At 73.3% G+C, this 13,512-nt stretch carries 12 protein-coding genes; all 12 read right to left on the minus strand.

Annotated features, from left to right (window positions below; genetic code table 11):
* Positions 1-28 precede the first annotated feature (28 nt).
* Positions 29-274 carry an ATP synthase subunit c family protein gene (locus ZF1_RS21860; RefSeq protein ID WP_020621511.1) on the minus strand — a complete coding sequence of 82 codons (246 nt, stop codon included), beginning with the start codon at positions 272-274 and terminating at the stop codon, positions 29-31.
* Between the two features lie 124 nt (positions 275-398).
* Positions 399-1,172, minus strand: a complete 774-nt coding sequence (gene atpB / locus ZF1_RS21865; RefSeq protein ID WP_062397367.1) for a F0F1 ATP synthase subunit A — start codon at positions 1,170-1,172, stop codon at positions 399-401.
* 360 nt (positions 1,173-1,532) lie between these two features.
* Entirely contained in the window at positions 1,533-2,009 is a 477-nt protein-coding gene (locus ZF1_RS21870) for a Cg1360 family ATP-synthase-associated protein (RefSeq protein ID WP_405415367.1), read from the minus strand.
* Between the two features lie 279 nt (positions 2,010-2,288).
* Positions 2,289-4,136, minus strand: a complete 1,848-nt coding sequence (locus ZF1_RS21875) for a glycosyltransferase family 4 protein (protein ID WP_482638232.1) — start codon at positions 4,134-4,136, stop codon at positions 2,289-2,291.
* A 38-nt stretch (positions 4,137-4,174) separates the two neighbouring features.
* Positions 4,175-5,458 carry a serine hydroxymethyltransferase gene (locus ZF1_RS21880; protein ID WP_476652471.1) on the minus strand — a complete coding sequence of 428 codons (1,284 nt, stop codon included), beginning with the start codon at positions 5,456-5,458 and terminating at the stop codon, positions 4,175-4,177.
* A 75-nt stretch (positions 5,459-5,533) separates the two neighbouring features.
* Positions 5,534-6,196, minus strand: a complete 663-nt coding sequence (locus tag ZF1_RS21885) for an L-threonylcarbamoyladenylate synthase (protein WP_476652472.1) — start codon at positions 6,194-6,196, stop codon at positions 5,534-5,536.
* A gap of 104 nt (positions 6,197-6,300) precedes the next feature.
* Positions 6,301-7,203: a peptide chain release factor N(5)-glutamine methyltransferase gene (gene prmC, locus ZF1_RS21890; protein WP_062397371.1), complete on the minus strand. Its 903-nt coding sequence runs from the start codon at positions 7,201-7,203 to the stop codon at positions 6,301-6,303.
* 68 nt (positions 7,204-7,271) lie between these two features.
* A complete protein-coding gene (gene prfA / locus ZF1_RS21895) occupies positions 7,272-8,348 on the minus strand; it encodes a peptide chain release factor 1 (protein ID WP_251784133.1) in 1,077 nt (358 codons plus the stop codon).
* Positions 8,349-8,436: 88 nt separating this feature from the next.
* Positions 8,437-8,658, minus strand: a complete 222-nt coding sequence (rpmE, locus tag ZF1_RS21900; RefSeq protein ID WP_062397374.1) for a 50S ribosomal protein L31 — start codon at positions 8,656-8,658, stop codon at positions 8,437-8,439.
* Positions 8,659-8,790: 132 nt separating this feature from the next.
* Complete coding sequence (gene rho, locus ZF1_RS21905; protein ID WP_482638233.1) at positions 8,791-11,196, minus strand: transcription termination factor Rho; 2,406 nt, start codon at positions 11,194-11,196, stop codon at positions 8,791-8,793.
* Between the two features lie 324 nt (positions 11,197-11,520).
* The gene (thrB, locus tag ZF1_RS21910; protein ID WP_482638234.1) at positions 11,521-12,423 is read right to left on the minus strand and encodes a homoserine kinase; all 903 of its coding nucleotides are present in this window, start codon (positions 12,421-12,423) and stop codon (positions 11,521-11,523) included.
* Positions 12,423-13,439 (minus strand): threonine synthase, encoded by a 1,017-nt coding sequence (gene thrC, locus ZF1_RS21915; RefSeq protein WP_482638740.1) that lies wholly within the window; start codon positions 13,437-13,439, stop codon positions 12,423-12,425. The genes thrB and thrC overlap by 1 nt, the downstream gene beginning before the upstream one ends.
* Positions 13,440-13,512: the final 73 nt, after the last annotated feature.

A 13,512-nucleotide genomic window follows, 5' to 3' on the forward strand; every position in this document is an offset into this window, starting at 1 on the left:
GACCGGCATGAGAGTGATCTGCCGGCTCTTACTGCGCGATGAAGAAGAGCACCAGGCCGATCAGCATGACCAGCTCGGCGAGGACGAAGGTGGTCCAGCCGATACCCATCAGCTGGCCGCGGGCCTCCGGCTGGCGGGCGGTGCCGCTGATGACGGCCGACCAGATCAGGCCGACGCCGATACCGGCGCCGATGGCCGAGGCGCCGAACCCGATGGCCGCGAGGCCCGGGTTGATGTTGGCGGCTTCCTGGGCCAGAACCTGGGTGACGTTCACTTCGGGTTTCCTTCCGTCGGGTCCGCGGGATGCGGGTCGTTCGGTGTATCGGCCCGGACGGGCCGGCGGATGAAGCAGGTGGTGCGAGCGCGGTGCCGGCGGCACCGGGGTCTCGGTGGTGCTGTCAGTGGTCCTCGGAGATCGCCGCGCCGATGAACACGGCGGCCAGCAGGGCGAAGACGTAGGCCTGGATGACCTGGACGAGCGCCTCCAGGAACGTGAACGCGATCCCGGCGGCGAACACCACCGGGGACGCGATGACGAGCGCGGAGCCCGCCGACACCAGGAACGCCGCACCCACGGCGGTCAGGGCGAGGATGAGGTGGCCTGCGAACATCGCGGCGAACACACGCAGTGCCAGCGAGAGCGGCTGCACCAGGAACTTCTGCAGCAGCTCGATCACGATGATCAGCGGCGCGATGAAGACCGGGACGCCCGGCGGCAGCGCGGCGTGCTTGATGTAGCCGAAGAACCCGTGCTTCTTGAACCCGGCGTAGTGGTAGAAGACGTAGACGAACAACGCCAGCGCGATGGGGAACCCGATCCGCGACAGCGTCGGGAACTGGATCACCGGGATGATCGCGAAGATGTTGTTGACCAGGATGAAGCTGAACAGGCCGAGGATCAGCGGGATGTACCGCTTGAAGTCCTCGGAGCCGATCTGGTCACGCGCCATCGTGTTGCGCGGGATGTTGTAGAAGGACTCCAGTCCGAACTGGAATCGGCTCGGCACGATGGACAGCTTGCGCGTGCCCAGCGTGAAGACGGCCGCGACGATGATCAGCGACAGGACCGCCAGCACCATCGGCTTGGTGACGGCGCCGAAGATCGGCGGGTACTCGAACAGACCTGCGCCGGGCGGAGTGAACTCCTCGGCCGCCAGTACCAACGTGCCCAATGGGGGTCCTTCCGGTGCTCCCGTTCCGCATCCACGCGGAACGGGGGATCGCCTGCAAGGTGCCTCGTGGCGCGATGTGTTTCCGGGCGGCCGGGTCGAAACACCGGAAGTCACCCACATCGCCTACGTGGCGGATGCTATCAGCCGTACTTCTACACGATGTCGGGGGCTCGTACGCACCTCACCTGCGCGTTCGTCCGACGAAACGATCTTGATCGGGTCCGGTGGGTCGCGTCGGGTGATTCACCGTTAACTCCCCCGGCGGTCGCCGCCCGGCCATCCGCCCGACGCCCTCGACAGCCCCCGCGGACGCCCGCGAGGGCGCCGCAGGAACGGACGAAACGGTCGTCGAACCCCAGGTCAGGCATTCGTGGACCCCGGATCGGTGCCGATCAGGATCTGGAGCTTCTGCCCTGCCCAGGCCTCCGCCGCCGTCGTCGTGATGAAGACGACGAGCATGGTGACGGCCAGTGACATGCGGTGCAGACCCGGCGCATCCCCGAGGGTGAACAGGGCGAGCAGGAGGATGATGGCCTTCATCGCGAGGCCGCCGAATGCGGCCAGCATCACAGCGCCCGGCTCGAGATGGGTCGTACGCAGCATCAGCACCGGCGTGAGCAGGGCCGAGCCTGTGGCCAGCAGGCCACCGAGGGCCGCGGCGGACAGGCCCGGGACCCCGGCCGCGACGACCCCGCCGACGGCGCAGACCACCGTGGTGGCCGCGCCGACCAGGGCGGCGCCGCGGGCCATCGACCCCGACAGCCGCCGCACGACCTGCGCCTGGCCGAGCGCGGGACCGTCGTACTCCACGGTCCCCCAGCGGTCCCATCGCCACACGGTGCGTCCGCCTCCCGGCTCACCGGCCGCCCCACCAGCGGGTACGGCTCCGCGCACACGGTAACCGGCGGGTCCGGCGCCCCGACCGGCGCCGTCCCCCGCGGTGTCCCGTGCCGCCCGGCCGCGTCGGGAGGCGCCCGGGCGTCGCCGGCCGCCGTCGGGCAGCACCCGGGCGCTTCTCGACGCGCTCGGCGGGCCCGGGACCGGGCGGCGTACGGGGCGGGCGGGGCCTGATCCGTGAGCGCGGACACCTCTCCCCAGGGCCAGGACCGGCGCGGGTCAGGCGTCGCGGTCCCGGGCGGGGTTGTGCGCGGGGGTGGGGACGGTCGGCTGGTCCGGCCCCGGTGTCGCGGCGGGGTGGGCGCGGTGGCCGGTGCCGCGCGGGTGCTGCGGGCGGGGTGGGACCGGCCCGGGGTCGGTCGGGGCCGGCGTCGGCGGTCCGGCGGCCGTGCCGCGTGGCATCCGCGGACGGGCGGCGACGGGCCGGGACGGGGTCGGTGGTGTGGACGGCCCGGCATCGGCGGACGTCATCGGGCCGACGTGTTCCGGCCCCCCGGTCGGGGTGCCCGCGAGCCGGGCGGGTCCGGGTCCGGCGGGCGCAGGTCCCGCAGTACCGGCGACCAGCGGTCCCCCGGTGCCGGCGGGCGCGCGTCGCGTCCCGGTCCGCGACGGGCCGCGCCCGCCGCTCGGCCGGTGCACGCCCCGCGTCCACGGCGCAGGCCCCCCGGGTGCGTCCCGACCCGATGTGTCCCGCCGTGACGGGTCCCGACCGGACGTGTCCCCGCCCGGCACGACCCGGCCCGGCACCGGTGCCGCCGCGGCGGGGCCCGGCGGTCCGGGGCCGTCCTCGACCAGACCACCGGCGGACGGCCGGGCGGGGGGCGCCCGGCGCCCGGGCCCGGCGTCCGGGAGGTCGTCGGTCGAGGCGATCGCCGTCTCCCCCGCGGCGACCGGCGCCGCGGAGGCGGCGGTGCGCATCCGCGACCGGTGCGGCACGGCCGAGGCCACGAACGCCACGACCAACGCGATCCCGGTCGCGGCGAGTACCAGCCCGGCGCGGGGGACCAGGGCGAGCGCGACCGCGCCGAAGGCGATCACCGCGACCCACAGGTAGACCAGCAGCACCGCGCGCCGGTGGCTGTGCCCGACCTGGAGCAGGCGGTGGTGCAGGTGCATCTTGTCCGGACTGAAGGGACTGGTCCCGGCCCGGGTCCGGCGCACGACCGCCATGAGCAGGTCCAGCGACGGGATGAAGACGATCCCGACCAGCACGATGACCGGGGAGACCAGGGCCAGGATGTTCCCGGCCGCCGTGTCGTCGGGCGGGATCCGGCCCGAGGCGGTCGTGATCGCCGCGGAGAGCATGACCCCGACCATCATCGAGCCGGTGTCGCCCATGAAGATCCGGGCCGGGTGGAAGTTGTGCGGCAGGAACCCCAGGCAGGACCCGGCGAGCACCACCGCGATCAGCGAGGGCACGAACGCGGCCGGGTCGTTGCCGTTCTTGCTGATGAGGCCGATGCAGAAGACCGCGGTCGCCAGCGTGGTGATCAGCCCGATGCCGGCGGCGAGCCCGTCGAGGCCGTCGACGAAGTTCATCGCGTTTACCAGCACCACGGTGACCAGCACCGTCATGAGCACCGATTGCCCCTGCCCCAACAACAACAGCGAGCCGCTGAGGAACGACTCCCCTCCGATGGGGATCCATACCGTCACCCACTGCACGCCGTAGAGCACCAGCAGCCCGGCCGCGGTGACCTGCGCGGCGAACTTGGTGAGGGCGTCGAGGTCGTAGCGGTCGTCGAGCATCCCGACGCCGACCAGCAGCCCGGTCGCGACGACGACCCCGACGACCTCGGTGCTCTGCTCGAAGTAGGCCAGCCGCAGGGCCGGGAGCTGCAGCGACAGCAGCAGCCCGGCCAGCACCCCGCCGAACATCGCGAGGCCGCCCCACCGCGGGGTCGGGGTGACGTGCACGTCCCGTCCCCGCGGCCAGGCGACCGCGCCGACCTTCAGCGCCAGCATCCGGACCGGCCCGGTCAGCAGCAGCGTGACGACGGCGGCGACCAGCCCGACGAGCAGGAGCTCCCGGATGGGGAGTCCGTACGTGAACTGGTCAGTGGGCACGTCGCGAGCGCCTCTCCGCCTCCGCCGTGGGTCTCAGGTCACCCCCGAGGGTAGGCCGGTGCCTTCGAGACGAGCGCGGTGACCGCCTTCGCGACGTCGGCGAGCTCGGCGTCGCCGGCCGTGGTGTCGTGCTCGGCCTTGACCGCGCGGGCCAGCAGCGCGCCGACCTCGGCCATGTCGGCCTCGGTCATGCCCTGCGTGGTGACGCTGGGCGAGCCGACCCGGATGCCGGACGGCTTCATCGGCGGCGCCGGGTCGTAGGGGATCGCGTTCTTGTTCAGCGTGATGCCGGCGCGGTCGCAGCGGGTCTCCGCCTCCGAGCCGGTGACGCCGATCGGACGCAGGTCCAGCAGCGCGAGGTGGTTGTCGGTGCCGCCGGAGACGGCGCGCATGCCCTCGGACTCCAGGCTCGTCGTCAGCGCCTGGGCGTTCGCGATGACCTGGCGGGCGTAGGCCTGGTACTCCGGCTGCGCCGCCTCCTTCATCGCGACGGCCTTCGCGGCGACCGCGTGCATCAGCGGGCCGCCCTGGGAGAACGGGAAGACCGCCTTGTCGATGGCCTTGGCGTGCTCCTCGCGGCACAGCACCATGCCGCCGCGCGGGCCGCGCAGGACCTTGTGCGTGGTGGCGGTGACGACGTCGGCGTAGGGCACCGGCGACGGGATCGCCTTGCCGGCGACCAGGCCGATGAAGTGCGCGGCGTCGACCATGAGCTTGGCGCCGACCTCGTCGGCGATCTCGCGGAACACCGCGAAGTCGATCAGGCGCGGGTACGCGGTCGCACCGGCAATGATGATCTTCGGCTGGTGCTGCTTGGCCAGGTCGCGGACCTGGTCGTAGTCGATGACCTCGGTGTCCTCACGGACGGTGTAGGACACCGCGTTGAACCACAGGCCGGAGAAGTTGACCTTGCTGCCGTGCGTGAGGTGGCCGCCCTGCTTGAGGTCCATGGCCAGCACGGTGTCGCCGGGCTTGGCGAACGCGGCGTAGGCCGCGAGGTTCGCGCTCGCACCGGAGTGCGGCTGGAGGTTGACGTGCTCGGCGCCGAAGAGCTCCTTGGTCCGCGCGTTGCCGATGTTCTCGGCGACGTCGACGACCCCGCAGCCGCCGTAGTAGCGGCGGCCGGGGTAGCCCTCGGCGTACTTGTTCGACAGCGTCGACCCGAGCGCCGCCAGCACCGCGGGGCTGGTCAGGTTCTCGCTCGCGATGAGCTGCAGTCCGCCGCGCAGGCGCTCGAGCTCGTCCAGCACGACGCCCGCGATCTCGGGGTCCTGCTGCTGCAGTGCGTGGAAGTCCGGTCCCCAGAAGGTCTGCTCGCTCACGCCGGGACACGCTACCCGCTGCCATCCCCGCAGGCCGCGGCCGTGCAGGCGTGATCACACCCGCGGGTGGCCCCCTCAGACCCGGTCGACCTCCTGGCCGACGACCTCCTCGACCTGTTCGGCGGTCACCCCGCCCTCGCGCAGCATGCGCGGCCGGGCGCCGGTGAGGTCGACGATCGTGGAGGCGACCGGGTCACCGGACGGGCCGCCGTCGAGGTAGACCTGCGCGCTCGAGGCCAGCTGGGTGATCGCCTCGGTCACGTTCGACGCCGGCGGGTTGCCCGAGGTGTTCGCGCTCGACACCGCCATCGGCCCGACCTCGCGCAGCAGCTCCAGCGCGACCGGGTGCAGCGGCATGCGCAGCATCACCGTCCCGCGGGTGCTGCCCAGGTCCCAGGCCAGCGACGGCGCGTGCTCCAGCACCAGCGACACCTCGCCCGGCCAGAACGCCTCGATCAGCGCCCGGGCGGACTGCGGTACTCCTGAGACGAGGCCGTCGATGGTGGTCCAGGAACCGACGAGCACGCCGACCGGCATGTCCGGGCCGCGCCGCTTGGCGGCGAGCAGCGCGCGCACGGCGGTGCCGTTGAACGCGTCGCAGCCGATGCCGTAGACGGTGTCGGTGGGCAGGACGACCAGCTCACCCGCCCGGACGGCGCGCGCGGCGGCGGTCAGACCGCGTGCGCGCTCGGCGGGGACGCTGCAGTCGAACAGCGGCTGGGTCTGCGGTGCACTCACGATCCGCGAGGATACGACCGTGCCGCGCGGGGGTGCGGGGCGGCTCACATCCGCGGCGCCGGCGGGACGTCCGGACGACCGCTCCCAGCTGGGTGGGACGGGCGTCAGGGGCAGGGGACGCGGCGGGCGGTGACGAAGCGCGGGCGGCCGGTGAGGTCGTCGTGCTCGGTGACCTCACCCAGCGTGCGCCGGCGACGCAGCAGTGCCGGGACCGTCTCGCCGTGGGTGTCGTCGTGCTCGATCGCGAGGTGCCCGCCGTGCCGCAGCCATCCGCTGGCCCCGCGTACGACGGCCTGGATGATCTGGGTGCCGTCGGGCCCGCCGAACACGGCGCCGGGCGGGTCCCACCGCTCCACCTCGGGCGGCACCGGCGTCCCGTCCGGGACGTAGGGCGGGTTGCAGACGACCAGGTCGACCGCACCCTCCAGCTCGATGAGCAGGTCGGTCCACCGGACGTCGGCGACGTGCAGGGTCACCGGGCGTCCGCCCGCGGCGACGTGCGCGTCGAGGTTGCGCCGGGTCCAGGACAGTGCCGACGGGTCGGCCTCGAGAGCGTGCACCTCGGCGTCGGGCCGGGACACCGCGAAGGCCAGCGCGAGCGCGCCGGAGCCGGTGCAGAGGTCGAGCACCCGGGGGCGGCTCACGTCGCGGATCGCGGCGAGGCCCCACTCCAGCAGCAGTTCCGTCTCCGGGCGCGGGGTGAACACCCCTGGTCCGACGGCGACCTCGACCGGGCCGAGTACCGCGGTGCCGAGGATGTGCTGCAAGGGTTCGCGGGTGGCGCGGCGGGCCACGAGGGTCTGCAGCCGTTCGACGACCGGCGGGTCCACCAGCGGGGTCATCAGCAGCGTGGACCGCGACGAGCCGAGCACGTGCGCGGCGAGCAGCTCGGCGTCGACGCGCGGCGACGCGACACCGGCGGCGGCCAGGGTGCGCTCGGCCTCCGCGATCGCCACCCGGAGCGGCAGCCGGCTGCCGGTCGTGGGGCTCGCCGTCGTCTCGGTCACGGCTCCAGTGTCCCGGCTGCGGGGCGCGGGGACACCGCAGGTGACCGGAGCATCACCTGAGCGGGGGATCATTCCTGTCCCTGCTCCCCCGCCATGGCCTCGGCGCGCTCGGCCGCGGTCAGAGCGGCGAGGACGTCGACGAGGTGGCCGTCGAGCACCGCGGACAGGTTGTAGGCCTTGAACCCGACGCGGTGGTCGGAGATCCGGTTCTCCGGGTAGTTGTAGGTGCGGATCCGCTCCGAGCGGTCCACCGTGCGGACCTGCGAGCGACGCTGTTCCGACGCCGCCTCGGCCGCCTCGGCCTCGGCCTTCGCCTGCAGCCGGACCCGCAGCACGTCCATCGCGCGGGCCTTGTTCTGCAGCTGGGAGCGCTCGTTCTGGCAGGTCACGACGATGCCGGTCGGCAGGTGCGTGATCCGCACGGCGGAGTCGGTGGTGTTGACACTCTGCCCGCCGTGCCCCGAGGCCCGGTAGACGTCGACCCGGATGTCGGCGTCGTGGATCTCGACGTCCCCGGCGTCGTCGGTGTCGGGGAAGACCATCACGCCGGCCGCGGAGGTGTGGATGCGGCCCTGCGACTCGGTGACCGGGACGCGCTGGACGCGGTGCACGCCGCCCTCGAACTTCAAGGCGGCCCACACCCCGTCGACCGGGTCCTTGCTGCGCAGGGACAGCGTGATGTCCTTGTACCCGCCCAGATCGGACGGGGTCGCGCCGAGGACCTCGACCTTCCAGCCGCGGCTCTCGGCGTAGCGGCTGTACATGCGCACGAGGTCGCCGGCGAACAGCGCGGACTCCTCGCCGCCCTCGCCGGACTTGACCTCCATCAGGACGTCGTCGCCGTCGTGCGGGTCACGCGGGCGCAGCAGCTCGGTCAGCTCGGTCTCGAGCTCGACGATGCGGGTGTCCAGGGCGTCGGCCTCGGCGGCGAAGGCGCGGTCCTCGGCGGCGAGCTCACGGGCGGCGTCGCGGTCCTCGCGGACCTGGGCGAGCTCGCGGGCGCAGCGCACGACCGGGCCGAGCTCGGCGTAGCGACGGCCCAGCTTGCGGGCCTGCGCCTGGTCGGAGAGGACGTCGGGGTCGGCGAGGCGCTGCTCCAGCTCGGCGTGCTCGTCGAGCAGGGCGTCGACCGACTGCGTGCTCATCGGGGATTCCTTCGAGGCGCTGGGGCGGGAACGCGAAACGGCGCCCGCCTCCTCGCGTGCGGCGAGGCGACGGGCGCCGTGTCGGGAGCTACTTGGCGGCGCGCTCGCGCTTCCCGTAGCGGGCCTCGAAGCGGGCCACGCGGCCACCGGAGTCCAGGATCTTCTGCTTGCCGGTGTAGAACGGGTGGCAGGCGGAGCAGACCTCGACGCTGATGGCGCCGCTGTTCTTGGTGCTGCGGGTGGTGAACTGGTTGCCGCAACCGCAGGTGACCTGGGTGTCGACGTACTGAGGGTGGATTCCCTCGCGCATGGCTCTCTCCTCATCGTTGGCCGCCGGGTCCCTGGTACGACCAGGGTGAACCGGTGCCGGGAAGCTGACGGTCCATTCAACCATCCGGGCCCCGGCGGAATTCCCACCGGGGCCCGGACGGCACGGCTCGGACTAGTCCTCGTCCTTGCCGGGGGTGTTCTTGGCGACCTGCATCAGGAACTCGATGTTGGTCTTGGTCTTCTTGAGGCGGCCGAGCACCAGGTCGAGCGCCTGCTGGTCGTCGAGCGCGGCGAGGACGCGGCGGAGCTTCACCATCACCGCGTGCTCGTCGGGCGACATCAGGAGCTCCTCCTTGCGGGTGCTCGAGTCGCCGACGTCGATGGCCGGGAAGATCCGCTTGTCGGCGATCTTCCGGTCCAGCTTGAGCTCGGCGTTGCCGGTGCCCTTGAACTCCTCGAAGATCACCGTGTCCATCGTGGACCCGGTCTCGACCAGCGCGGTCGCGAAGATGGTGAGTGAGCCACCGTCCTCGATGTTGCGCGCGGCGCCGAGGAAGCGCTTCGGCGGGTACAGCGCCGTGGAGTCGACACCACCGGACAGGATCCGGCCCGACGCGGGCGCGGCCAGGTTGTAGGCGCGCCCGAGGCGGGTGATGTTGTCCAGCAGGACGACGACGTCGTGCCCCATTTCGACCAGGCGCTTGGCCCGCTCGATGGACAGCTCGGCGACGGCGGTGTGGTCTGCCGGCGGGCGGTCGAAGGTCGAGGCGATGACCTCGCCCTTCACCGACCGCTGCATGTCGGTGACCTCCTCGGGCCGCTCGTCGACGAGGACGACCATGAGGTGGCACTCGGGGTTGTTCGTGGTGATCGCGTTCGCGATGTTCTGCATGATCGTCGTCTTGCCCGCCTTGGGCGGGGAGACGATCAGCGCACGCTGCCCCTTGCCGACCGGCATGATCAGGTCGATCACGCGGGTGGTCAGCTGCGACGGGTCGGTCTCCAGGCGGAGCCGCTCGTTGGGGTAGAGCGGGGTCAGCTTGGTGAACTCGGGCCGGTTGCGCGCGGCCTCCGGGTCCCGCCCGTTGATCGAGTCGACGCGCACCAGCGGGTTGAACTTCTGCCGCTGCTGCTCGCCCTCGCGGGGCTGACGGACGGCGCCGGTGATGGCGTCACCACGCCGCAGTCCGTTCTTGCGGACCATCGACATCGACACGTAGACGTCGGTCGGGCCGGACAGGTAGCCGGTGGTCCGGACGAACGCGTAGTTGTCGAGGATGTCCACGATGCCGGCGACCGGCAGCAGGACGTCGTCGTCGCGGATCTCGGTGTCCACGCCACCGCCGGTGGCGCCGCCACCGGTGCGCTCGCGGTCCCGGCCGCGACGGCGGTCGCGGAAGCGGCGGCCGCGGCGGCCGCGGCCGTCACCGTCGTCGCCGTCGTCGTCGCGGAAGTCGTTACGGTCGGCACCGCGGTCGTTGTTCCGGTCGTTGTTCCGGTCACCGTTGCGGTCGTTGTTCCGGTCACCGTTCCGCTCGCCGCGGTTGTCGCCGCGGTTGTCGCCGCGGTCGCCGGTCCGGTCGTTGTTGCGGTTCCCGCGGTTGCCGCGGCCGGAGTCGTCGCCGTCGCGGTTGCGCCCGCCACGGCCGTTGTCGCCGTTGCCGCGGCCGTTGTCGTCGCGGCCCTCACCGGTGCGGTCGCCACCGTTGCGGTCGGCACCGTTGCGGTCGGCACCGCGCTCGGCGTTGCGGTCGGCCCCACGGCCGCGACGGCGGTCGCCGTCGGTGCCGGCGTCGTCGCCGTCGGCGTCGCGACGGGCGTCCTTCTGGCCCGCGTCCCGCTGGCCCGCGTCCGTGGCGGTGTCCTTCGGGGCGCCCTGGGGGGCGGTGTCCTTCTGGCCGTTGTCGTCGGCCTGCCCGCGGCGGCGGGTCCGGCCACGACGACCGGCGCCGTCGGCGTCCTCACGGCGCTCCTCGGCCGGGGCCGGGGTGCTGTCGGCCTTCTCCGGCGCGCTCGCGGCGGGGGCGGCCTGCTCGGGCGCAGCGGCCGGGGCGCTCTCTGCGGCGGCCGGGGCCGCACCGTTGCCGGCGGAGGTACCGGGGTCGTCGGCTGCGGCGTCGGTCGCGATGGCGTCGGGGGCGCCGGCCGGACGGGTCGCAGCACGGCGACGACGGGTGCGCGGCGCGGGGGCCTCGGCCTGCCCGGCCTGTCCGCCCTGGTCACCGGCCTGCTCGGCGGGTGCCTGGGGGGCGGCCGGCGCGGCGGAGCCGTTGCCGGCGGGGGCCGCGGCGGTGTCGCCGAGGGCGAGCTGCGGCGCGTCCGCACCGTCGGAGCCGGTGGTGGCGGCGGGGTCCGCCTTCGCCTTCGGCTTCCTCGCGGGGGCCGCCGCCGCTCCGCCCTGACGCTCCTTGATGGCCGCGATCAGGTCGCCCTTCCGCATGCCGGAGATGTCCGGGACGTTCAGCTCGGTGGCCAGCTGGCGCAGCTCGGCCAGCACCATGCCGGACAGGCCGCCGCGTCGGCGGGGCGCCGCCTCGGCCGACGCGGTCCCGGTACCGGCGAGATCGGTCTCGCTCACAGAGTTCCTTCCTGACCGACCCGGTTACCTGTCCAGGTCAGGGGATGTCACACGCTCGGCCGATACGGAGACCCCGTATCGGCAGCATTCACAGATGGAGTCCCACGACGACGTCGCGGGAGTCAGGCCGCCCGTTCGGGATTCCGAGTCCAGTTCAGAAAGGAGATCGGGCGAGCGGGCCCGGCCGCAAGACTACGCCGATGTCGCGTGGATCGCCATGCACGGGCGAGACTAGTCCGTACACCCCGGGGCGGCAACAACCCCCTCGGGCGACGCGCCGACGCACGGGGTCGCGTACCTCACGTTCCCGGCGGGCACCGGTGCTCAGCGGACCTCGACCTGCACACCGGTGGTGTCGACCGGCAGCCGCTGCACCGCGAAACCGTCGGTGTCGACGCCGTCGGGCAGCGCGCCGTCGCCGGTCAGGGCCAGCACCGTCGGCCCGGCGCCGGAGATCGCGGCGGGTACGCCGTGCTCCCGCAGCGCCTCGACCAGCCGCAGCGACGACGGGTACGCCGGACGCCGGTAGGGCTGGTGCAGCCGGTCCTCGGTGGCCGCCATGAGCAGGTCCGGCCGCCGGGTCATCGCCAGCACCGCCAGCGCGCAGCGGCTGCCGGTGAACGCGGCGTCGGCCAGCGGGACCTGCTCGGGCAGCAGCCCCCGGGTGGTCTTGGTCGAGGACTCGACGTCGGGCACACAGGCGACCGGGTGCACGTCGGGGTGCACCTCCAGCTTCTCGGCGTGGAAACGCCGGGCCGAGTCCGCCGCCTCCCAGGCCACCACGAACCCGCCGAGCAGACTGGCCGCGGCGTTGTCGGCGTGGCCCTCCATACCGGCGGACAGCTGCAGCAGCGCGTCGCGCTCCAGCTCCGGGTCCCGCCCGGCCAGCACGGCGGCGGCCGTCACCCCGGCGACGGCGGCCGCCGCGGAGCTGCCGAGGCCGCGCGAGTGCGGCACCGCGTTGAGGCAGCGCAGCCGCAGCCCCGCGGGCGCCCCGCCGAACGTCTCGAAGGCCAGACGCATCGCCCGCAGGACCAGGTGCCGCTCGTCGCGCGGGACGTGCCGGCAGCCCTGCCCCGCGACGTCGACGAACAACCCCGGCGTCTCGAAGGTCTCGACCTCGATCTCGTCGTACAACGCCAGGGCCATGCCGAGGGAGTCGAAGCCGGGGCCGAGGTTGGCCGTCGACCCCGGGACCCGCACCAGTACGCGCGTCGGGCGACCCATCAGGCCAGCTCGAGCGCCGCCGCGACCGCCCCGGGGTCGATCGGGACGATCTCCGGGTCCGGCGCGGTGAGCAGGGCGGTGTCGGGGTCCTTCAGGCCGTGCCCGGTCACCGTGCACACCACGAGGGAGCCGGTGGGCAGCGATCCGTCGGCGTGGCTCTGCAGCAGCCCGGCGACGCTGGACGCCGATGCGGGCTCGACGAACACGCCCTCCTGCGCGGACAGCATCCGGTAGGCGGCGAGGATCTCGTCGTCGGTGACGGCCGCGAACTTCCCGTTCGACTCGTCGCGCGCGGTGGTCGCGCCCTTCCACGAGGCGGGGGCACCGATCCGGATGGCGGTCGCGATCGTCTCGGGGTCGCTCACCGGGGCGCCGTGCACCAGCGGTGCGGCGCCGGCGGCCTGGAACCCGAACATCCGCGGCAGCGCGGGGATGATGCCGTCGGCGTGGTAGCCGCGGTAGCCGTGCCAGTACGCGGTGATGTTGCCGGCGTTGCCGACCGGCAGGCAGTGCACGTCCGGGGCGCGGCCCAGCTGGTCGCAGATCTCGTAGGCGGCGGAGGCCTGGCCGGCGATCCGGGTCGGGTTCACCGAGTTGACCAGCGCGATCGCCGGGTAGTCGGCGGTCGTCTTGCGGGCCAGCTCCAGGCAGTCGTCGAAGTTGCCGTCGATCTGCAGGATCCGGGCGCCGTGCGCGACGGCCTGGGCGAGCTTGCCCAGCGCGATCTTCCCGGTCGGCACGAGCACCGCGCAGGTCATCCCGGCACGGGTGGCGTAGGCGGCCGCCGACGCCGAGGTGTTGCCGGTGGAGGCGCACAGCACGCTGGACTTGCCGTCGGCGAGCGCGGCGGTGACCGCCATCGTCATGCCGCGGTCCTTGAACGAGCCGGTCGGGTTGGCGCCGTCGACCTTCAGGTAGACCTGGCAGCCGGTCAGCTCCGACAGCCGGGGGGCCGGCAGCAGCGGCGTGCCGCCCTCCCCGAGCGTCACCACGGTCCAGTCCGGATGCACGGGCATCCGGTCGCGGTAGGCCTCGATGACACCCGGCCACTGGCCGGGTGGCGGCGGCGCAACCGCACCGGCGACCTGG

The organism is Pseudonocardia sp. ZF1, assembly GCF_056835605.1.

Bases quoted from the DNA above. Each gene is read 5' to 3' on its own strand.
- prfA (WP_251784133.1), bottom strand. From the start codon at position 8,348: ATGAGCACGCAGTCGGTCGACGCCCTGCTCGACGAGCACGCCGAGCTG.
- rpmE (WP_062397374.1), bottom strand. From the start codon at position 8,658: ATGCGCGAGGGAATCCACCCTCAGTACGTCGACACCCAGGTCACCTGC.
- thrB (WP_482638234.1), bottom strand. From the start codon at position 12,423: ATGGGTCGCCCGACGCGCGTACTGGTGCGGGTCCCGGGGTCGACGGCC.
- thrC (WP_482638740.1), bottom strand. From the start codon at position 13,439: ATGCCCGTGCATCCGGACTGGACCGTGGTGACGCTCGGGGAGGGCGGC.